Annotated in this window: 20 protein-coding genes; 11 read left to right on the forward strand and 9 right to left on the reverse strand. The window is 69.4% G+C overall.

Going from position 1 to position 19350, the window contains the following annotated elements:
- The first annotated feature begins 11 nt into the window (after positions 1-11).
- Entirely contained in the window at positions 12-2828 is a 2817-nt protein-coding gene (locus tag ACK4YQ_RS03595) for a M16 family metallopeptidase (protein ID WP_409608355.1), read from the forward strand.
- 24 nt (positions 2829-2852) lie between these two features.
- On the opposite strand, the gene ACK4YQ_RS03600 is transcribed toward ACK4YQ_RS03595, so the two are convergent.
- From ACK4YQ_RS03600 to greA, 4 genes are all read right to left on the reverse strand, one after another.
- Entirely contained in the window at positions 2853-4604 is a 1752-nt protein-coding gene (locus ACK4YQ_RS03600; protein ID WP_409608357.1) for a heparinase II/III family protein, read from the reverse strand.
- A 13-nt stretch (positions 4605-4617) separates the two neighbouring features.
- The gene (gene rpe, locus ACK4YQ_RS03605) at positions 4618-5280 is read right to left on the reverse strand and encodes a ribulose-phosphate 3-epimerase (protein ID WP_409608359.1); all 663 of its coding nucleotides are present in this window, start codon (positions 5278-5280) and stop codon (positions 4618-4620) included.
- Positions 5281-5366: 86 nt separating this feature from the next.
- On the reverse strand, positions 5367-6653 hold the full coding sequence (locus tag ACK4YQ_RS03610; RefSeq protein WP_409609510.1) for an RsmB/NOP family class I SAM-dependent RNA methyltransferase: 1287 nt from the start codon (positions 6651-6653) through the stop codon (positions 5367-5369).
- Positions 6654-6704: 51 nt separating this feature from the next.
- A complete protein-coding gene (gene greA / locus ACK4YQ_RS03615) occupies positions 6705-7181 on the reverse strand; it encodes a transcription elongation factor GreA (protein ID WP_409608361.1) in 477 nt (158 codons plus the stop codon).
- Between the two features lie 93 nt (positions 7182-7274).
- On the opposite strand from greA, the gene ACK4YQ_RS03620 reads away from it, so the two are divergent.
- Together ACK4YQ_RS03620 and ACK4YQ_RS03625 are read left to right on the forward strand one after the other, a co-directional pair.
- Entirely contained in the window at positions 7275-7475 is a 201-nt protein-coding gene (locus ACK4YQ_RS03620) for a DUF1674 domain-containing protein (RefSeq protein WP_409608363.1), read from the forward strand.
- Between the two features lie 90 nt (positions 7476-7565).
- Entirely contained in the window at positions 7566-7964 is a 399-nt protein-coding gene (locus ACK4YQ_RS03625; RefSeq protein ID WP_409608365.1) for a hypothetical protein, read from the forward strand.
- Here ACK4YQ_RS03625 and pyrF read toward each other — a convergent pair.
- Positions 7958-8683 carry an orotidine-5'-phosphate decarboxylase gene (pyrF, locus tag ACK4YQ_RS03630; RefSeq protein WP_409608367.1) on the reverse strand — a complete coding sequence of 242 codons (726 nt, stop codon included), beginning with the start codon at positions 8681-8683 and terminating at the stop codon, positions 7958-7960. The two genes, ACK4YQ_RS03625 and pyrF, sit on opposite strands and share 7 nt — an antisense overlap.
- 68 nt (positions 8684-8751) lie before the next feature.
- On the opposite strand from pyrF, the gene ACK4YQ_RS03635 reads away from it, so the two are divergent.
- On the forward strand, positions 8752-9459 hold the full coding sequence (locus tag ACK4YQ_RS03635) for a MarC family protein (protein ID WP_409608369.1): 708 nt from the start codon (positions 8752-8754) through the stop codon (positions 9457-9459).
- 14 nt (positions 9460-9473) lie between these two features.
- On the opposite strand, the gene ACK4YQ_RS03640 is transcribed toward ACK4YQ_RS03635, so the two are convergent.
- On the reverse strand, positions 9474-10274 hold the full coding sequence (locus tag ACK4YQ_RS03640; protein ID WP_409608371.1) for an SDR family NAD(P)-dependent oxidoreductase: 801 nt from the start codon (positions 10272-10274) through the stop codon (positions 9474-9476).
- Between the two features lie 63 nt (positions 10275-10337).
- On the reverse strand, positions 10338-10757 hold the full coding sequence (locus ACK4YQ_RS03645; RefSeq protein ID WP_409608373.1) for an Rrf2 family transcriptional regulator: 420 nt from the start codon (positions 10755-10757) through the stop codon (positions 10338-10340).
- A gap of 173 nt (positions 10758-10930) precedes the next feature.
- On the opposite strand from ACK4YQ_RS03645, the gene ACK4YQ_RS03650 reads away from it, so the two are divergent.
- The 3 genes from ACK4YQ_RS03650 (at position 10931) to ACK4YQ_RS03660 (ending at position 14493) form a co-directional block, all read left to right on the forward strand.
- Positions 10931-12847, forward strand: coding sequence for a potassium transporter Kup (locus ACK4YQ_RS03650; protein WP_409608375.1), 1917 nt, complete (start codon positions 10931-10933; stop codon positions 12845-12847).
- A complete protein-coding gene (locus ACK4YQ_RS03655) occupies positions 12848-13204 on the forward strand; it encodes a hypothetical protein (RefSeq protein WP_409608377.1) in 357 nt (118 codons plus the stop codon).
- Positions 13205-13269: 65 nt separating this feature from the next.
- The gene (locus ACK4YQ_RS03660; RefSeq protein ID WP_409608379.1) at positions 13270-14493 is read left to right on the forward strand and encodes an argininosuccinate synthase; all 1224 of its coding nucleotides are present in this window, start codon (positions 13270-13272) and stop codon (positions 14491-14493) included.
- Between the two features lie 18 nt (positions 14494-14511).
- Here the strand turns inward: ACK4YQ_RS03660 and ACK4YQ_RS03665 are convergent, their stop codons facing one another.
- Positions 14512-14718 carry a KTSC domain-containing protein gene (locus ACK4YQ_RS03665; protein WP_409608381.1) on the reverse strand — a complete coding sequence of 69 codons (207 nt, stop codon included), beginning with the start codon at positions 14716-14718 and terminating at the stop codon, positions 14512-14514.
- 126 nt (positions 14719-14844) lie between these two features.
- Between ACK4YQ_RS03665 and ACK4YQ_RS03670 the strand changes: the two genes are divergently transcribed.
- Complete coding sequence (locus ACK4YQ_RS03670; protein ID WP_409608383.1) at positions 14845-15249, forward strand: MAPEG family protein; 405 nt, start codon at positions 14845-14847, stop codon at positions 15247-15249.
- A 3-nt stretch (positions 15250-15252) separates the two neighbouring features.
- Here the strand turns inward: ACK4YQ_RS03670 and ACK4YQ_RS03675 are convergent, their stop codons facing one another.
- Positions 15253-16023 carry a sulfite exporter TauE/SafE family protein gene (locus tag ACK4YQ_RS03675; protein ID WP_409608385.1) on the reverse strand — a complete coding sequence of 257 codons (771 nt, stop codon included), beginning with the start codon at positions 16021-16023 and terminating at the stop codon, positions 15253-15255.
- A 232-nt stretch (positions 16024-16255) separates the two neighbouring features.
- On the opposite strand from ACK4YQ_RS03675, the gene ACK4YQ_RS03680 reads away from it, so the two are divergent.
- The 3 genes from ACK4YQ_RS03680 (at position 16256) to ACK4YQ_RS03690 (ending at position 18853) form a co-directional block, all read left to right on the forward strand.
- A complete protein-coding gene (locus ACK4YQ_RS03680) occupies positions 16256-16843 on the forward strand; it encodes a CC0125/CC1285 family lipoprotein (protein WP_409608387.1) in 588 nt (195 codons plus the stop codon).
- A 187-nt stretch (positions 16844-17030) separates the two neighbouring features.
- Positions 17031-17306, forward strand: coding sequence for a hypothetical protein (locus ACK4YQ_RS03685; RefSeq protein WP_409608389.1), 276 nt, complete (start codon positions 17031-17033; stop codon positions 17304-17306).
- A gap of 251 nt (positions 17307-17557) precedes the next feature.
- Positions 17558-18853, forward strand: coding sequence for a tyrosine-type recombinase/integrase (locus ACK4YQ_RS03690; protein ID WP_409608391.1), 1296 nt, complete (start codon positions 17558-17560; stop codon positions 18851-18853).
- Positions 18854-19350 lie beyond the last annotated feature (497 nt).

Consider the following 19350-nt stretch of genomic DNA (forward strand, 5'->3'; position numbering starts at 1 on the left):
GGACCGCGCCCATGTTCCGAAACGCCGCCCGCGCCGCCTGCCTCGCCCTGGCCCTTCTGGTCGCCGCCCCGGCGGCCTGGGCGGCCACGCCGCCGCCGATCGTCTACAAGGAGCGCACCCTCGCCAACGGGTTGAGGGTGATCTCCTCGCGCGATCCGACGACGCCCAACGTGACGGTGCAGGTCTGGTACCAGGTCGGCTCCAAGGATGATCCGCAGGGGCGCTCCGGCTTCGCCCACCTTTTCGAACACATGATGTTCAAGGCCACGCGCGACCTGCCGGCCGAGAGCATCGACCGCATGACCGAGGACGTGGGCGGCTTCAACAACGCCTCCACCTTCGACGACTTCACCAACTACTACGAGGTCGTGCCGGCCAACCACTTGCAGAGGCTGCTTTGGGTCGAGGCCCAGCGGATGGGCTCGCTGGTGGTCGACGAAGCCAACTTCGCCTCGGAGCGCGACGTGGTGAAGGAGGAGCTGCGCCAGCGGGTGCTGGCCGATCCCTACGGACGGCTCTTCGCCCTCATGACGCCCCGCGCCACCTACACCACCCACCCCTACAGGCGTCCAGGGATCGGCTCGATCGACGAGCTCGACGCCGCCACGATCGACGACGTGCGCGGGTTTCATCAGGCCTACTACCGCCCGGACAACGCGGCCCTGATCGTCGTGGGGAACTTCGAGCAGGCCGAACTCGACGCCTGGGTCGATAAGTACTTCGGACCGCTCGAGCGCCCGGCCGAGCCGCTCAGGCGGGTGACGGCCGTCGAGCCGCCGCGGACGAAGGCCGGCGTCTACACCGGCTATGGCCCCAACGTGCCCCTGCCCGCGGTGCTGATCACCTGGCTGGGTCCCAAGGCCGCCGACCCGGATGCGCCGGCGCTGAAGGTGCTCGACGCCATCCTTTCAGGCGGCAAGTCCTCGCGCCTCTACAACAGCCTCGTCTACGACCAGCAGATCGCCGCCGAGGTCTATTCGGCGGCCGACCTGCCCCAGCAGCCAGGCATGTTCGTGGTCGGCGCCATCATGTCCGCCGGCCAGACCGTCGACGCCGGCGAAAAGGCCCTGCTGGCCGAAGTGGCCCGTCTGCGCGAGGCGCCGCCCGCCGCCGCCGAGCTCGACGAAGCCAAGAACGAACTCCTGGCCCACGATCTGCGCGGTCGCGAGACCATCGACGGCCGCGGGTTCGCCCTGGGCTACGCCCTCAGCGTCGAAGGCGACGCGGCGCGAGCCAACACCGAGCTGGCCGACCTGCAGGCGGTCACCGCGGCCGACGTCCAGCGCGTCGCCGCCAAGTACCTGCCGGACGACCGGCGCATGACCATCCGCTATCTGCCCGAGAGCGAACGGCCCGCCGGGGAGACCGACAGGACCGAGCCGCCGCCGCAGGTGGCCTCGGCCAGGTACGACGGCCCGGTGGTCGCCCTGGCCTCGCCGGACCAGCGCCAGGCGCCGCCGCCGATCGGCGCGCCGGTCGAACCGGTCCTGCCCAAGCCCGCCGAAAGGACCCTGGCCAACGGACTGCGCGTCATCGTCGCCCGCTCCTCCAACCTGCCGATCGTCACCGCCGACCTGACCATCAGGACCGGCGCCTGGGCCGACCCGCAGGGTCTGGCGGGGGCGGCCTCCATGACCGCCGGCATGCTCGCTGAGGGCACCACCAGCCGCAGCGCCCAGGAGATCGCCCGGCAGATCGAGGCGATCGGCGCCGACCTGGGCGCCGGCGCCGGAGTGGAATCCTCGTCCGTCAGCCTCAGCGCCATGACCGACAAGCTGGACGCCGCCATGCCGATCTTCGCCGACGTGGCCCGCCACCCCGCCTTCGCGCCCGAGGAGCTCGAGCGCCAGCGCCAGCTCGCGCTGGATTCGCTGTCGGTCAGCTACAGGGAACCCGGCGCCCTGGCGGGCTTCGCCGCCGCGCCCGTGATCTTCGGCGGCACCGCCTTCGGCCATGTCGCCGACGGCACCCCCGCGTCCATCGCCCGGCTGAAGCCGCAGGACCTGGCGGCGATCCACCGTCTCTACTACCGGCCGGACAACGCCATCCTGGTGCTGACCGGCGACATCTCCCCGGAGGCCGGGTTCGCGCTGGCCGAGCGCACCTTCGGCGACTGGACCGCGCCGAACAGTCCCCTGCCCGCCCAGCCGGTAGTGACGCCCAAGGCGCCGCCCCGGGCGATCGCGATCGACCTTCCCGGCGCCGGCCAGGCGGCCGTCACCGTCGCGGCCCCGGCCATCGCCCGCGATGCGCCCGACTACTATCCGGGGATTGTGGCCAACACCGTGCTCGGCGGCGGCTATTCGGCCCGGCTGAACCAGGAGATCCGCATCAAGCGGGGCCTCAGCTACGGCGCCGGCTCCAGCCTGGCGCCCCGCCGCACCACCGGCGCCTTCGTGGCCCGCGCCCAGACGAAGAACGAGTCCGCGCCGGAGGTCCTCGATCTGATCCGCGCCGAGATGAAGGGCCTGGCCGCCGCACCGCCCGGCGCCGAGGAGCTCAAGGCGCGCAAGTCCGTGCTGATTGGGGGCTACGGCCGCCAGCTCGCAACCTCCGGCGGGCTCGCCAACATCCTCGGAAACCTGGCCCTCTACGGCGTTCCGCTGGACGAGGTGGCCCGCTACACGGCCAAGGTCGAGGCGGTCAGCGCCGGCGAAGTGCAGTCCTTCGCCGCCAGGACCTTCGACCCGGCCAAGGCCAGCGTGATCGTAGCCGGCGACGCCAAGACCTTCGCCGAACCGCTGAAGGCGCGCGCGCCGAACCTGCAGGTGATTGCGTCCGACCAGCTCGACCTGGACAGCCCCACCCTGCGCAAGCCCGCCCCCTGAGCGGGCGCGGGCGTCGGCGCGCCGCTAGCCCTGGCGGGGCCTGATCTCGGCCTTGGCCAGTTTCCAGCGCAGGCGCGCGCCCACGTCCATGCGCGCCTGGCCGTGCAGCACCACGCGCTGGGCGCGACGCGGCTGGCCTTCGTGGAAGTGGACCGAGGTCTCGATGCTGACCTCCGCCGCGTCGTTGCGCAGCCACCAGCCGGCTTCCTTGCCGTCGGCGCGCAGGAGCACGCTCTTCTTGTCCATGGCCAGGGAGGCCCGCACGTCCGGATGGATGTGGAAACACACCGTGATCGGCAGGAACCGTCGGGTCTTGTCGCTGTCCCGCGGCGCCTTGCCCACCGGGGTGAAGCGATCCTCGCCGCGCAGCTCGTCGCCGGCGAGGTCGAGATAGATGCGCCGGCGGTGCTGCAAACGGAAGCGCTGCAGCCAGCCGTCATGCTGCAGCTCCAGCCAAAGGGCCTCTTCCGACTCGCGGCGCTCGGCGAGCACCGGGGCGTCGGCGCCGGTGAGCCGCGGGCCGAGCAGGGCGGCCAGCAGCCCCCCAAGCGGCTCGCCGCAGGCCTGGTCGCCCAGGGTGGCCGTGGAGCCGGCGTCGATCAGGCGCAGCGCCGGCGGACCCGAAGCGTCCGGCGACCAGCCGCAGTTGGTGATCAGCCGCTTGCCTCCAGCCAGGATCTCCACCGCCAGCGGCTGGGCGCAGGCGGTGACGCTGAAAGGGCCGCTTGCCGGCGCGGCGCCGTCGGCGACGACCTGCAGGCTCGCGCCGTCCAGGCGATGGAACCCGTTGCGCGTCACCGGCGTCGGGCGCGGGGGCTCGCCGTCCTCGACCGGCTCCTCCTCGCTGGCCCGGGCGGCTGACAGATAGGCGCGGCTGAGCTCCTCGCCCCCTTGGAAGGCCGGCAGCGCCCCGTCGGCCAGGGTGAAGAAGCGCACCGCTCCGGTCAGGCGGTCAATGGTGCGGGTCACCTCGTCGGGCGCGGCCTGACCGCGCTGGACCAGGGCCTCGTCCAGGGTCTGCAGGTCGAACAGCAGCTCCAGCGCCGCCTGGGGGCTGCGCGAGGCGTGGCCGCCATCGGCCTGCACCGTGCGGGGCAGGGCTTTGACCAGACGATCCAGCGCCTGGGCCTTCAACTGCTGACCCGCCTCGCCGGCGATGGCCGCCCCGGCCACGGCCGCCACCGCCGCCCGCTCGGCGGCGCGCTCGGGACCTTCGATGGTGGATAGCAGGTGCCGGGCTTGGCGGTAGAGATCGCGGGCCACCAGGGCCGTTTCGGCGTCCGAGGCCTTGTCGCAGATCGCCTTGGCCGCGCAGGCCAGGTTGAAGACGCGGCGCTCCAGGACCTCGGGGTGCCAGGAAAAGGCGTTCCAACCGCCGAACAGCCGCCGCCAGTCCAGGTAGAGGCGCAGGCCCTCGGCCGCCGCGCCCGCATCGGCGGCCAGGAGGTCTTTCAGCCAGCCCATCCTGTGCAGGGCCACTGCGAAGCGGCGGTGCGGGCTGGGGCGATCGAAGGGATCGCCCTTCGGCCCCGCCTGCATGGTCGCCCCGCTCAGCACGAAGACGCCGGTCATGATCCGCCGGCCCGCCTCGGCGTCGGCCGGTCGCATGTCCTTCGGCCGCACGGCCAGGGCCTGGACGTTGCGGCCGCCCAGCATCGCCCGGTGAACGGGCGAGGCGATCCACTCGCGACGCACCTGGCGCGCAACGCCGGCGGTCAGGGCCAGCGCAATCGTGGAGCCTGGCGGCGAGGTGGGGCCGGTTGGGCCGGCGGCCATAGGCGTCCTCCCCTCAGCCGCCCCGAAGCGCGCGAATGTTGCCGGCGTAGGCGTCCGCCCCGCCCTTGAAGACCGCCGATCCGGCCACCAGGGCCGTGGCCCCTGCATCGATGCAGCGGCGGGCGGTCTGTGGGTTCACCCCGCCGTCGACCTCCAGCACGATGTCGTAGCCGCCGCCGTCGATCATCCCGCGCAGGCGTTCGATCTTGGCGAGCTGGCTGTCCATGAAGCTCTGGCCGCCGAAACCCGGATTGATCGACATCACCAGGATCAGGTCGATCTCGTCCATCATCCACTCGATCACCGCAGGCGACGTCGAGGGGTTGAAGACCACCCCGGCCTTGGCGCCGAGCTGGCGGATGCGCTTCAGCGTGCGGTTCAGGTGCGGCCCGCTCTCCGGATGCACGCTGATCCAGTCCGCGCCGGCCTCGCGGAACCCTTCCAGGAAGGGATCGGCCGGCGCGATCATCAGGTGGACGTCGAAGGGGATCTTCACCAGGGGGCGAAGCGCCTTCACCACGTCCGGGCCGAAGGTGATGTTGGGCACGAAATGCCCGTCCATGACGTCCAGGTGCAGCCAGTCCGCGCCGGCCGCCTCGACGGCGCGCGCCTCCTCGCCCAGGCGCGCAAAATCTGCGGCCAGGATCGAGGGTGCGATGAGGATATTGTCGGTCATGGCCCCGACTTAGAGTGCGTTCAGCGAATTCGGAAACGCGTTTTGCCCGCAAAGGCGCTCGAAAATGGTTAAGCGCAGGGCGATTTTCAGGCGGCCGCCCGCGTGAACCGGGCGATGAAGAAGCCGTCGGTCCCGCCCTCGCGGTGGTGCGGCAGGATGCGAAGCGTCCCTTCGGCGGTCAGGCTCGCCGGCGGCGCCCCGCCCTCGCCCATCGACGCGGGCGCTAGGGTGAAGTCGGGCGTGCGCGCCAGGAACGCCCGAGCCTGGGCTTCCCCTTCCTCCGGCTCCAGCGAGCAGACGCAATAGACCAGCCGCCCGCCGGGCCGGGTCCGCCGCGCCGCCGAGTCCAGCAGCCGCGACTGGACGGCGGCGAGACTGGCCACATCGCTCGGGCGGGCGGTCCACAGAACGTCCGGATGGCGGCGGAAGGTGCCGGTTGCGCTGCAGGGCGCGTCCAGCAGCACCGCATCGAACTGGCGCGGATCGTCCCAGCCGGTCGCGTCGGCCGCCACCGTCTCGGCGCTCAGGCCCGTGCGCGCCAGATTCTCGGACAGGCGCTTCAGCCGTGCGGCCGAGCGGTCGACGGCTACGACCCTGGCCCCCGCCGCGGCCAGCTGCAGGGTCTTGCCCCCCGGCGCGGCGCACAGGTCCAAGGCGCTCTGTCCGGGCCGCACGTCCAGCAGGCGGGCCGCCACCGCCGCCGAGGCGTCCTGCACCCACCACCGGCCCTCGCCGTAGCCCGGCCAGGCGGTCACCTCGCCGCGCCGGGCGGTGCGCAGGCTCCCGCCGGGCAGCACCTCGGCGTCCAGGGCCTCCGCCAGCGCCTCGGCGTCCGCCGGGTCGCGCAGGCTGAGGTCGGTGGCCGGCTCGTGCGCGATCTGGGCGCAGGTCGCCAGGGCCTCGGTTTCGCCAAAGGCCGCCCGCCAGCGCGCGAACAGCCAGTCCGGCGCCAACGCCTGGGGCTCGTCCAGCTTTGGCGGCTCGCGCAGAAGGCCGCGCAGGACGGCGTTCACCAGCCCCTTGAACGGACGGGTCGCGCGACCCTGGGCCGCCAGGTCGACGCTGGTCGACACGGCGGCGAAAGGCGGCTGGTCCAGCAGGAAGGCCTGGGCCGTCCCCAGCCGCAGGATGTTCTTCACCGCTTCCGGCGGCTGGCGGTTCAGCCGTTCGTCGATGGCCCGGTCGATGGGACCCAGGTGGCGCAGGCTGGCCATCACCAGCGCGCGGGCGAAGGCGCGATCGCGGGGCGGCAGGTCGCGCAGGGCGGACGCGGACAGCGCCTCCTCCATGCCGGCCCGGCGGCTGAGCGCCTGGGTCAGAAGGTCGAGGGCGGCTGCGCGCGCCGGCAGTCCGGATTCGGATCGTTCGGTCACCGGCGCGGCGTGCCCGGTTCGACGGAGCAAGGCAAGCCCTCTTGGCGCGACCTAGCCGAGGGCGATGATCTCCACCTCCTGGCCGTTCACCTCCACGACATCCCCGGGCCCTTTGCCCAGAAGCGCCTGGGCCAGGGGAGAGACGTACGAGATCTTGCCCTGAGCAGGATCCGCCTCGTCCTCGCCGACGATACGGAAGGTGGAACGCCGCCCATCCTCGCGTTCAAAGGTCACTTGGCCGCCGAACGCCGCCACCTGGCTTTCGGGGTCGGCCGCCACGAGTTGGGCGCTGGCCCGCCGCGCGCCGTAGTAGCGCAGATCCCGCGTCGCCCGCGCCATCGCCGTGCGGTCGGCCTGGATGTCCCCGGCCTGGGCCGCCGCATAGGCGGCGCGCGCGGCGGCCAGCGCTGCGTCCAGTTCCGCCAGCCCCTGCGTCGTCACCAGGTTCGGATGCGGCGAGATCGGCCGGTCGGGCAGGTCGGCGGCGGCGGCCTCGTGATCAGTTTCCTTGGTGAAGGCGACGCTCAAGATGCGAACTCCGGACGCGGGAAGGGCGGTTCACGGACGATAGCGCCCTCGGGCCGCATTGCCGAGCGCTCCCCGCGCGCCTAAATCGCGGCCATGGACCAGCCGCTTCCGCCCAACGCCAATCCTGAACGGCCGCTCAGCCCCGCCGCCCGCCGCGCGCTGGAGGAAGCCGCCGCGCGCAAGGCCGCAGAGGCCGAGGCCGCCGCCCGCGCCGCCGAGCTCGGCGGACCAGCCGGCCCCGAGCCGACCCGCTTCGGCGACTGGGAGCGCAAGGGTATCGCCGTCGACTTCTGAAAGGCTCGCTGCTCGCCCTGGGCTTGCGCGGACTCGCACCTGTCGGTCCGCGACCTTAAGTTCCGGGTAAGAATTGACGAGGAGCGGCGCATGAGCTGGACGGCGCGCATCATCCTGGGCCTGGCGATCGCGGCCGGCGGCGGCGCGGCCATGGCCTGCGAGCGCGAGGCGCCTTGCGGCTCCGGCCGCTACGAGGCGCCGCCGCATTCCCACCGCGCCTGGCGCGAGCCTTATGGCCTGCGGCAAGACCCGCCGGCCTGCCTGCAGGGCTGCGGCGGCGAGATCACGCTTCCGTCCAGCTTCTTCGCCGGCGGCGGCGGGGTGGGGCCGATCCCGGCAGGGCCCGACTATGGCGTCTATGTGATCGTCCGCGGCGGCGGCTTCGGCGGGACCCGCGCCTTCGCCGCGTCCTCGGCGAGCGCCGTCGCCACCAGCCGCGTCAGCGTCAGTGTCTCCGGCGGGCGCCGCTCAGGCGGCTGCTGTCACTGAACCGCTGACATCTCCAGCGCGACCCGTTGAGCCGCCGCGCGGGGGTCCTGGTCCGCGGTGATCGGCCGGCCGCAGACGATGTGCGAGGCGCCCGCGCGCAGGGCCTCGGCCGGAGTCGTCGCGCGGGCCTGGTCGTTGCGAGCGGACCAGTCGGGCCGCACGCCCGGCGTCACCACCAGGAAGTCCTTGCCGCCTATGGCCCGGGCCAACTCGGCCTCGTGCGGACTGGCGACCACGCCGTCGCAGCCGGCGTGCAGCGCCTGATGGATGCGCCGCTCGACCAGCGCCTGCACGCCCGAGGCGTAGCCCATCTCCTCAAGGTCGGCGTCCGTCAGGCTGGTCATCACGGTCACCGCCAGGATCTTCAGGTTTGAACGGCCGCGCCCGCGAACGGCGGCGGCCATCACCTGCGGCTCCCCATGAACGGTCAGCAGGTCGCATCCGGACTCCGCCAGAACGGCGGCGGCGCGCTGGACGGTGGTGGGGATGTCGTGGAGCTTCCAGTCCAGGAACACGTCCTTGCCCTGCGCCTTCAGGGCGCGGGCCAGGTCCATGCCGCCGCCGGTGGCGAACAGCTCAAGCCCCACCTTGTAGAAGCTGACGGCATCGCCGATCGCCTCGGTCATCGCCCGCGCTTCCTCCGGGGTCGGCAGGTCCAGCGGCACGATCAGGCGGGCATCAGCAGCGGCGGCGGGCAGGCGGGCGGAGGCGGCGGCCATGGCGAGGCTCCCGTTCAGGCGCTTTCCCGTGGGTCGGCGCGGCGAAGGTTTTGGGCTAAGACGCCTGAATGAGCCAGGCAGACTTCGCGGTCAACTTCTTCGTCGCCCTCTTCGCCCTGATCGACCCGGTCGGCAACGTGCCGCTGTTCGCTGCGGCGACGTCGGCCGACAAGTCGGCGACGCGGCGGACGGTGGCCGTCTACATCTCGCTCTTCGTGGTCGGCTTTCTCACCTTCTTCTACTTCACGGGCCTGTCGCTGCTGGCCTTCTTCGGCATCTCCCTGGCCGCGTTCCGCATCGCAGGCGGGGTGATCCTGTTCCTGCTGGGCCTGGAGATGGCCCGGGACGACTTCACCGCCCAGTTCGCCGACGCCGCCGACGAGGCCGAGGCCGGCACCGCCGCGGCCCGCAGCCGTTCCGGAGCGCGGCGCCGGTTCGAGCGCCTGATCGTGCCCTTCGCCATGCCCCTGCTGATCGGGCCCGGCGCCATCTCCACCGTCGTGATCTACGCCAGCGAGGCAAAGGCCTTTGGACTGGCGGGCGCGGCGCTGGGCGTCGGGGTGATCTCCGCCGTCGCCGTGACCGTGCTTCTGTCGTTCCTCGCGGCCCCGATCCTCACCCGGATCCTGGGACGCATCGGCATGACCATCGTGGTGCGGGTGCTGGGCCTGATCCTCTGCGCCCTGGCGGTCCAGTTCATCCTGATCGGCATCGCAGATTCCACCCGCGGGGTGATCCGCACCGAAACCGCCGCCCCCTACGCCGCCGACCGCTAAGGCGCGGCCCAGGCTCAGACCTTGCGGAACTTGGGCCCTTGCCAGGCCATCAGCGCCAGGGCCCAGTCGTCGGGAATGGCCTTGGCGATCGCCGCGATGGTCTTGTTCGGCGCGCCGGGCACGCTGATGGGCCGGTTCGCCTCCGCGGCCTCATAGCCCGCCGCCGCCACCTCGTCGGCGCCCATCCACAGCCAGTCCGGGGTCGCCTGACTGACCAGTTCGCGGGTCTCGTTGACGTCGTGGAACTCCGAATAGGTGAAGCCGGGGCAAAGCGCCGTCACGTGCACCCCGGCCTGCAGGTTCTCCAGGTGGAGGCTTTGGGAGAACCGCACCAGATAGGATTTCACCGCCGCATAGAGGGTGTGTCCGGCGGCGCCGGGAACCAGCCCCGCGAGGGAGGCGACGTTGACGATCCGCCCGAAGCGCCGCTCGACCATGCCCGGCAGCACCTTGTGGGCGAATTCCGTGGGGGCGTTGAGCATCACCTGCAGGAAGGCCGCCTGATCCTCCCACCGGGTCTCGGAGAAGCCGCCGCCCAGACCGTAGCCGGCGTTGTTGACCAGCACGTCCACCCCGCGCCCGTGGGCCGCCAGATGGTCGAGGATCTCTTGCGGAGCCTGCGGGCGGGCCAGGTCCGCTGGAACGGTCAGGGTCTCCACGCCGAAGCGCAGGCTGATCTCCTCGGCCAGCCGCGACAGCCGCTCGGCCCGCCGCGCCGTGAGCGCCACGTCGTAGCCATGGCTGGCGTAGATGCGGGCGAAGGCCGCGCCGATGCCGGCCGAGGCGCCGGTCACCAGCGCGAGTCTGCGATCCATGTCGGCCCCTTCAGATGGTCGGCGTCGAAGGTGGCGAAAGCCGTGCGCCGGTTCAAGCGGGCTTCAGGCGGCGTTCAGGAGGTCGGCGACGGTGATCCTCGACAACCGCTCGGCCGCGGCCCTGTCGGCGGCGTCGATCGCCTGGGCCACGGCCCTGGGGATGCGCTCGCCCACCGGACAGCCCTTGGCCCCCGGCGGCGCGACGCCCAGGTGGACGCACCCGCCCACCGCCCGCAGGACCTCGTCAAGCCGTATTTCGTCGGCGCCGCGCAGCAGCCAGGCGCCTCCCTTGGCCCCGGCCCGGGTGCCGACGAGCCCCGCCTGCGCAAGCTGACCTGTCACCCGGCGGATCACCACGGGATTGGTGGGTATCGAGGCGGCCAGTTCGACGCTGGACACGGCCTTTTCCGGACTCATCGCGTCGCGATGTGCCAGATAGGCGAGGGCGTGCGTCGCAACCGGAAATCGTTGGCTGTCCGACATGGACCATGAACCTAGGCCTCTGCTTGGCGCATTCAATGACAAACGCCAGGCTCGCGCGCGACGTGTCGCCCGATTGAACCGTCCCTGGAAAGGGTGTATCGCGCCCGCCGCGCGACGGCATAGGGCCGCCCCAAGGGAACAGCGCCTTTCTCAATCGTTCCCGGAGACCTTGGATGGCTGATCAGGCCGGCGCCGCCGCGGACGCGACGGACGAAACCGCTCACTCCCCCAAGGAAGGGTTCTGGGCGCTCGCGCTCGGTTCCGTGGGTGTCGTCTTCGGCGACATTGGAACGAGCCCGCTCTACGCCATGCGCGAGGCCCTGGCCCATTCGCGCAGCGGCGGCACGTCCGAGCTTGCGGTGCTGGGCGTCGTCTCCCTGGTGATCTGGGCGCTGATCCTGATCGTCACCATCAAGTACGTCGTGTTCCTGATGCGCGCGGACAACAAGGGCGAGGGTGGAACCCTGGCTCTGATGGCGCTCGCTCAGAGGGCGCTTGGCCAACGCTCCACCATCGTCTTTTTCCTGGGGGTCTTCGGGGCCGCCCTGTTCTACGGCGACGGCATCATCACCCCTGCGGTCTCGGTGCTGAGCGCCATCGAAGGCCTGAAGGACGCGCCTGTCCTCGGCCGCTCGCTCGCGCCCTTCGTGGTGCCGATCTCGGCGGGTATCCTGGTGGGCCTGTTCATGGTGCAGTCCCGCGGCACGGCGCGGGTCGCCCGATACTTCGGGCCGATCACGGCGATCTGGTTCCTGACCCTGGCCGGCCTGGGCCTGCTCCACATCGCCGACGACCTGTCGATCTTCCGGGCACTGTCGCCGACCTACGGGGTGCTGTTCCTCATCGACAACGGCTTCCTCGGCTTCGTGATCCTCGGCAGCGTCTTCCTCGCCGTCACCGGCGCCGAGGCGCTCTATGCCGACATGGGCCACTTCGGCAAAGGGCCGATCCGCTCGGCCTGGCTGGTGCTCGTCCTGCCCAGCCTGATGCTGAACTACCTGGGCCAGGGGGCCCTTGTGCTGGCCCACCCGGACGCGCGGCACAATCCGTTCTTCGACATGATCCCCGAGGCGGCCTACTGGCCGGTGCTCCTGCTCGCCACCACCGCCACCGTCATCGCCAGCCAGGCGGTGATCACCGGCGCCTTCTCGATGACGCAGCAGGCGGTGCAGCTGGGGCTCTTCCCCCGCATCGACATCCGCCGCACCAGCGAGACGCAGGCGGGGCAGATCTTCGTGCCCCGGGTGAACACCTTCCTGATGGTCGGCGTGCTGGTGCTGCTATTCACGTTCCGCAATTCGTCCAACCTGGCCGCGGCCTACGGCATCGCCGTCACCGGGGCGATGTTCATCGACACCCTGCTGTTCTACGTGATCGTGCGGCACATGTGGAAACGCCCGGTCTGGCAGGCGGCCCTGGCCGCCGCCGGCTTCGGGGTCCTGGACCTTGTGTTCATCTCCTCGAACCTCCTGAAGATCCCGCAGGGCGCCTGGTTGCCGCTGGTTCTGGGCGCAGGCCTCGTCATCGTCATGTGGACCTGGACCCGAGGCGCCCAGATCCTGGCGGAGAAGACCCGCCGCGATTCCGTGCCGCTTCTGGAATTGTCGGAGATCCTCAAGGCCCGCGCGCCGCACCGGGCGCCGGGCACGGCCATCTTCCTGACCTCCGATCCCGACGTCGCGCCCGTCGCCCTGATGCACAACCTCAAGCACAACAAGGTTCTGCACGAGAAGAACGTGATCCTGACCGTCCGCACCGCCGAGACGCCGCGGGTCAAGGAAGAGGATCGCATCAAGATCGAGCCGGTCAACGACGACTTCAAGAAGGTCTCGATCACCTACGGCTTCATGGAAAGCCCGAACATTCCCAAAGCCCTGGGGCTTTGCCGCAAGCTCGGCCTCAAGTTCGACATCATGGCCACCAGCTTCTTCCTGGGCAGGCGCTCGGTGGTGCCCTCGGCCCAGTCGGGCATGCCGCTGTGGCAGGACAGGATCTTCATCTACCTGATGAAGAACGCCGCCAACCCGACCGACTTCTACAAGATCCCCCCCGGCCGAGTGGTCGAGATGGGCGCCCAGGTGACCGTCTAGGTGGAACAGGTCCTCGGATACGCCGCCGACGCCCTTTGGATCCTCGCCCTGGCGATCATGGCCTCGGCCTCTCGCCAGGCGTGGGGCCGCCTGCCCGCCGGCGCCGAGATCCCGGTGGCCCTCGGGCCCGACGGCTCTCCGGCGCTGAAGACGACGCGCGGGCCGGCGGTGCTGGCCGTGCCGGTCGCGGCCTTCGTCGCCGGTGCGGCGCTGCTGGTCGCCCGCGTGTGGGCTGATCAGAACCCGCTGGCCGCCGTCGCCCTCTTCGCGGTGCGCGCCATGGCCGCAGCGCTCTTCGCCCTGGCCCATCTGCGCTGGCTGCGCCTGGTCCTCGAGCGCGCCGTGCAAAGGCCTTGAACGGGCGGGCCGTTCGCCCTTAAACGCCCGCGACCTCCTCTCATCCTTCCCAAGGACATGCGCCCATGGCCGCCTCGATCAAGAAAGTCGTCCTCGCCTATTCGGGCGGCCTGGACTCCTCCACCATCGTCAAGTGGCTGCAGACCGAGCTGGGGGCGGAGGTCGCCACCTTCACCGCCGATCTCGGCCAGGGCGAAGAGATCGAGCCGGCGCGGCGCAAGGCCATGACCCTCGGGGTGAAGGAGGAGTACGCGTTCGTCGAAGACGTGCGCGAGGAGTTCGTGCGCGACTACGTCTTCCCGATGTTCCGGGCCAACACGGTCTATGAAGGCCAGTACCTGCTCGGCACCTCCATCGCCCGGCCGCTGATCGCCAAGAAGCAGATAGAGATCGCCCGGAAGATCGGCGCCGACGCCGTGGCCCACGGGGCGACGGGCAAGGGCAACGACCAGGTGCGCTTCGAGGTGGCCTACTACGCCCTGGAGCCGGGCATCCAGGTCGTGGCGCCCTGGCGGGAGTGGGACTTCAAGAGCCGCGAAGCCCTGCTGGACTTCGCCGAAAAGCACCAGATCCCGATCACCAAGGACAAGCGCGGCGAAGCGCCCTTCAGCGTCGACGCCAACCTTCTGCACTCCTCCTCGGAGGGCAAGGTGCTGGAGGACCCGGCGGTCGAGGCCCCGGAGTTCGTGCACATGCGCACGATCTCGCCCGAAGACGCGCCGGACAAGCCGACCGTCTTCACCCTGGACTTCGAGAACGGCGACCCGGTCGCCATCGACGGCGAGAAGCTCTCGCCCGCCGCCCTCCTGACCAGGCTCAACCAGCTCGGGCATGACAACGGCGTCGGCCGCCTCGACCTCGTCGAGAACCGCTACGTCGGCATGAAGTCGCGCGGGGTCTACGAGACGCCCGGCGGCACGATCCTGCTCGCCGCCCACCGGGGGATGGAGTCCATCACCCTCGACCGCGGGGCGATGCACCTGAAGGACGAGCTGATGCCCAAGTACGCCGAGCTGATCTACAACGGCTTCTGGTTCAGCCCCGAGCGCGAGATGCTGCAGGCGGCGATCGACCTGTCGCAGAAGAAGGTGACCGGCCAGGTGCGGGTGAAGCTCTACAAGGGCAACGTCACCGTCGTCGGCCGCACGAGCCCCTATTCGCTCTACGACCAGGAGCTGGTCACCTTCGAGGAAGGCAAGGTCGCCTACGACCACCGCGACGCGGCCGGCTTCATCAAGCTGAACGCTCTGCGCCTGCGGGTGGCCGCCAAGCGCGATCGCCGCGCCTGATCCTGCGCGCCGGCCGCCCTACGCCTCCAGCAGGTTGTACGGATAGCGGCCGGCGATCTCGTCGTCGTAGAAGCCGGCCTTCGACGCGGCGTCGATGAAGGAGCGGTGCACCTCTCCGGGCACCCCGACGTGGACCAGGTGCGCGCCGTCCCTGAAGCGGACCTCCAGCTTGGCGCGACCCTGATCGTAGCTGATGTCGGTGATGGTGTCGGCTTCCAAGCGCATGGGCGCCTCCCAACGGGGTCCGATCTTCAAAGAACGCGCGAGCCCCCAAGACCGGTTCCCGGGGAAGCTTGGCCGTGGCAACCTGGCCCGATGCGGCGCCAAGGCCGCCATTAGGGGGAAACCGCCATGCAATCCCATGCCTGGGTGGCGCTCGTCACCATAGCCGCTCTTCTCGTCTACGCCTGGATGGGAATCCGCATCGGCGGAGCCCGCAAGCGCAGCGGCGTCGCCGCCCCGGCCATGACCGGCGATCCGATCCTGGAGCGGCACATCCGCGTGCAGGCCAACACCCTGGAATGGCTGCCGATCTTCCTGGCCGGCCTGTGGCTCTTCGCGATCTGGTGGAACGACGTGGCCGCCGCCGTCCTCGGCGTCGTCTGGATCGTCGGTCGGATCCTCTACGCTCTCGGCTACGTCGCCGACCCGGCCAAGCGCGAAGCCGGATTCCTGATCCAGACCCTGGCCGCCGCCCTGCTCCTGTTCGGCGCCCTGGGCCGCATCGTCTGGGCCATGGCCACGGGCCTGGCCTGAAGCCTAGCGGAACAGCACCAGCGCCTGCGAGCCCGCCAGGCCCAGCACCAGCAGCCCGACGATCCAGGTCAGCAGGCGCAGCGGCAGCACCTTGGTCATCCAGCCCGCCACCGGGGCGGCAACGACGCCGCCTGCGATCAGGCCGACCACGGGCCAGACGTGCTGGCGCAGCCCGCCCGTCTCCCAGTGCCCGGTGAGCAGGGCGACGAGGAAGGCCGAGGAGATCGCCGCGGCGACGAAGAACTCCGCAGCGTTGGTGGTGCCGATCGCCTGGCGCGGGTCGGCGCCTGAGCCCATCAGGGTGGAGGTCACCACCGGGCCCCAGCCGCCGCCGCCCACCGCGTCGAAGAAGCCGCCCGCCAGGCCCAGGGGCGCCGGCGAGCGCCAGGAGAACGGGCGCGGCCGCACGCCCTTCCAGGCGCGATAGACGATCACCAGCCCCATGATCCCCAGCCAGGCGACGACGTAGGGCTTGACCAGCGCTCCGTCGATCGAGGTCAGCAGGTAGGCGCCCGCCACCCCGCCGGCGACGCCGCCCATCGAAAGCAGCGCCAGCAGCCGCCAGCCGACGTTGCCATGCACGATATGCGAGACCGCCGAGGCGGCGCCGGTGAACACCTTGGCCGCGTGCACGCTGGCCGAGGTCGTGGCCGGCGGCACCCCCATCGACAGCAGCACCGTCGAGGACACCACGCCGTAGGCCATGCCCAAGGCGCCGTCCACCAGTTGCGCGGCGAAGCCCACGCTCGCGAAGAGCCAGAAGTCAGGTCCCATGCGGACTCCGCTCGCAGAACTTTTTCAGGCCTGCAATCCCGATTAGCTGAGCGAGCCCGAGAGCTTTTCTGATAACGGCGGCCGCTGCGGGGGACTTGGGCGCTGCAGCGTATCGTCGGCGTTATTGATTGCAGTCAAGGCGTGCGTTCTGGCCTTTGGGGCACCATATTCGCATCCTAACCTTGTCTGCGTTCGTTCCGTCTCTGCGGGGGCTGTGGAGTAACCGACCGTCATGAGCCGAAAATTCGCCGTCATTCCAGCCCTGCTGGCCGTCTCGGCCCTGCTCGCGGCCTGCGCGACGGCCACGCCCTACCAGCCCAACCTGCCGGGCCAGAAGGTCAAGGGCGGCTATTCCGAGGTCCGCCTGGAGCCGGACCGCTACCGCGTCACGTTCCAGGGGAACAGCCTGACCTCGCGGGAGACCGTGGAAGGCTCGCTGCTCTATCGCGCGGCCGAGCTGACCGTCGCCCAGGGCTACGACTGGTTCTCGGTGGTCGACCGCAACACCGACCGCAAGGCGCGGACCTACATCGAGCCCGATCCGTTCTACCACCCCTGGTACGGGCCCTATTACCCCTATTGGAGCCCGTCCTGGCGCTACTACGGGCCGGGATACGGCTGGCGCACCTGGGATCCGTGGTGGGGCGACCCCTTCTGGGCGGACCGGGTCGACGTGCGCACCGTCGAACGCTTTGAGGCCACGGCCGAAATCCAGATGCGCAAGGGCGCCAAGCCGGAAGGCGACGCGCGCGCCTTCGACGCCCGGGCGGTCATGGAGAACCTCGGCCCGCGCCTGCAACGCCCGGCGCCCGGCGCCTGATCCGGCGAACTCGACCCGAATCGGGGGCTTGTCGCCCGGAGCGCGAACGCGTTCCGGGCGAACCTGCACAATAGCCTGTCGCGTCTCGCGCGAGTCCGCGCCGCAGCGCCTCTTGTCACGCGCGTGCGATATGTCGCCCCGCGAGATTATGGTTAATGAGAGGTGAATACGGTTTGCGGGCGGGGCCATGACGGACGAACTGGAGCATCAGCTTGCCGCGCTCGAGCTGTTGACGCGCGAACTGATCGCGATCACCGACCCCGACCGTCTCGCCGTCCTGGCCAGCCAGATCAGCCGGGGCATCCGCGAGACCGACGACATGGACGAGGCGGTCGCCCGCGGACGCGCCCTGTCCATCCTGGACTGCGCCCTGATCACCGACGACGACAGCCTCGAGATCCCGCTGCCGCCGGCCCGGGAGGTGCATCTTCGCCGCCGCCGCCTGCGCGCCATGCTGCGCTAGCCCACGGGCCTCCCCGCGCGGCCCGCAACGCCCCAGGTCATGTCCCGGAATCGAAACGCCGCCCCGTAGGGCGGCGTCGAGATGCTGTCTTCACAGCCGGAAATTTGGAGCGGGTGAAGGGATTATAACAAGCCACTACAAATAAACAACATTTTTTGCTACAATGACCCACACAGAACCTACACAGGTACGGCATATCAAGCACTTACGCCGCCAATCTGCACAGTTTCTGCACAGTGGGAAGCGGAGAAATGAGTTTCATCCTCGATAAAGAGCAGATCAAGCCCGGCCTTATCATCTTCCGACGCGGTGACGTCGGGCACGACCAGTATTACTGCCGGATCAGAATCCAGAACGAAGACCGCTACAAGACAATCTCGCTGCGGACGGCAGACCGGCAGACGGCCCGCGACCGCGCGATGGACGAGTATGCCGATATCCGCTTTCGGGTGAAACACGATGTTCCCGTATTCAACCGCCCCTTCTCGCAGGTGGCGGAGGAATATGCCGACGCCCAACAGCGGCGCGCCAACGCGGGCGAGGTCAGCCAAGCCCGCTGCAAAAATATAAGAAGCAAAATCGACGGGCCTCTCAAGGCTTATGTCGGCAGCACACAGATTCATCTGGTTACGCAAGACCGCTGGTCGGAATATCCGCTGTGGCGGCGCGAAAACGGCGAAGGCCGTCGCAAGAGCGTCATCAGCGATTCCACAATCCGCATCGAGATGACCATTTTTGCAGCCATCATGAACTTTGCAATCAGCAAGCGATACGTGCCCGCGCATCATCGCTTCGAGGGCATGCCGAAGCTCAAATCGAACCGCCGCGACGAGTTCACGCTTGAGGAATACCGCAAGCTGCACACCAAAGGCCGCAAGTGGATGAAGGAGGCGACCACGCCGCAAGGCGTCTGGTATCGCCAAGTCTGCTACAATTTCATTCTGATTATGTGCAACACGGGGATGCGCCCGCCAGAAGCGAAGAACCTGCGCTGGCGGGACATCACCACCGCAAAAGACAAAGACGGACAGGAAATCCTTGTCCTCTACGTTCAGGGCAAAGGCAAAACCCGCAAGCTGATTGCCCCTATCAGTGTCGGGAAATACCTCGACCGTATCCGCGAGCTTTCCAAGGCAACCAAGCCTGACGATCACGTCTTTACGATTATCAACGGCAAACCGGCAAAATGGCTCTATCGAGACACCGTCGAAGAGTTATTGAAATACACCGACCTTCGCGAGGGGCCGAGCGGCATTCCCCGCACCACGTATTGCTTCCGCCATACCTACGCCACGCTCCGGCTCTCCGCCGGGGTGGATGTCTATATCCTCGCCCAGCAAATGGGCACTTCCGTCAAAATGATCGAGCAGCACTATGGCCATGTGAATACCATCAAACATGCCGACCGCGTGCTCATGGGCATTGGCGGATGGGATGCTATGCATGCCGAAATGAACGCCGAAATCGACGAGCTGGAAGCCAAGGCCAAAGAGGTGCAGTCCATCAAAGCCAAGCAGACGGACAAGCCGAACCACCCCAAACGCTAGCGCGCATCGTACCAGCCATCGAGTTCGATGGCCGATGCAACAGAGCTATGCGTTTCTGCCGGACGTCACGACGCGCCGCTGGCGCTTCCCGGTCGTGGAGTCCGGCCAAGCGGGCACGGGAAAAAGGCGCGCCGAGCTTCAAGCGCCCCCGTGTTCGCGTCTTTCCGCGAAGCCGTTGCCTCAGCCGCTGGCGAACCAGAGGCAATGGATAGCGGAGCCTGCCTTCATGCAGGCCGCCCTTACCCCAAAATCGCTATATCTCAGGATATGCCGCTGACCTCTTAAACCGCCACTGATCCTTTGCAGGCGTTGGCTTTGTTCTCGGCTCCGTCCTGAATTCCCCTTGTCTTGTTTGCATCCCCATCGGGCAGCGTCATGCCCCCTGCCATGCGCGGGCGCTCATGGCGTCAACAGGAAGCCTCGGCTCCCCCGTCCGCAGGCATCCGGTCCCCCCAATTTTCCTGTGTGACGCCGCGCCATCGCGCCTGGCTCTCCGA

This window comes from Phenylobacterium sp., from assembly GCF_046291545.1.
Classification (GTDB): domain Bacteria; phylum Pseudomonadota; class Alphaproteobacteria; order Caulobacterales; family Caulobacteraceae; genus Phenylobacterium.

Bases quoted from the DNA above. Each gene is read 5' to 3' on its own strand.
- ACK4YQ_RS03690 (WP_409608391.1), top strand. From the start codon at position 17,558: ATGAGTTTCATCCTCGATAAAGAGCAGATCAAGCCCGGCCTTATCATC.
- ACK4YQ_RS03600 (WP_409608357.1), bottom strand. From the start codon at position 4,604: ATGGCCGCCGGCCCAACCGGCCCCACCTCGCCGCCAGGCTCCACGATT.
- ACK4YQ_RS03640 (WP_409608371.1), bottom strand. From the start codon at position 10,274: ATGGATCGCAGACTCGCGCTGGTGACCGGCGCCTCGGCCGGCATCGGC.
- ACK4YQ_RS03635 (WP_409608369.1), top strand. From the start codon at position 8,752: ATGAGCCAGGCAGACTTCGCGGTCAACTTCTTCGTCGCCCTCTTCGCC.
- ACK4YQ_RS03595 (WP_409608355.1), top strand. From the start codon at position 12: ATGTTCCGAAACGCCGCCCGCGCCGCCTGCCTCGCCCTGGCCCTTCTG.
- ACK4YQ_RS03620 (WP_409608363.1), top strand. From the start codon at position 7,275: ATGGACCAGCCGCTTCCGCCCAACGCCAATCCTGAACGGCCGCTCAGC.
- ACK4YQ_RS03680 (WP_409608387.1), top strand. From the start codon at position 16,256: ATGAGCCGAAAATTCGCCGTCATTCCAGCCCTGCTGGCCGTCTCGGCC.
- ACK4YQ_RS03665 (WP_409608381.1), bottom strand. From the start codon at position 14,718: ATGCGCTTGGAAGCCGACACCATCACCGACATCAGCTACGATCAGGGT.
- rpe (WP_409608359.1), bottom strand. From the start codon at position 5,280: ATGACCGACAATATCCTCATCGCACCCTCGATCCTGGCCGCAGATTTT.
- ACK4YQ_RS03675 (WP_409608385.1), bottom strand. From the start codon at position 16,023: ATGGGACCTGACTTCTGGCTCTTCGCGAGCGTGGGCTTCGCCGCGCAA.
- ACK4YQ_RS03625 (WP_409608365.1), top strand. From the start codon at position 7,566: ATGAGCTGGACGGCGCGCATCATCCTGGGCCTGGCGATCGCGGCCGGC.
- ACK4YQ_RS03670 (WP_409608383.1), top strand. From the start codon at position 14,845: ATGCAATCCCATGCCTGGGTGGCGCTCGTCACCATAGCCGCTCTTCTC.
- ACK4YQ_RS03660 (WP_409608379.1), top strand. From the start codon at position 13,270: ATGGCCGCCTCGATCAAGAAAGTCGTCCTCGCCTATTCGGGCGGCCTG.
- ACK4YQ_RS03645 (WP_409608373.1), bottom strand. From the start codon at position 10,757: ATGTCGGACAGCCAACGATTTCCGGTTGCGACGCACGCCCTCGCCTAT.
- pyrF (WP_409608367.1), bottom strand. From the start codon at position 8,683: ATGGCCGCCGCCTCCGCCCGCCTGCCCGCCGCCGCTGCTGATGCCCGC.
- ACK4YQ_RS03650 (WP_409608375.1), top strand. From the start codon at position 10,931: ATGGCTGATCAGGCCGGCGCCGCCGCGGACGCGACGGACGAAACCGCT.
- ACK4YQ_RS03685 (WP_409608389.1), top strand. From the start codon at position 17,031: ATGACGGACGAACTGGAGCATCAGCTTGCCGCGCTCGAGCTGTTGACG.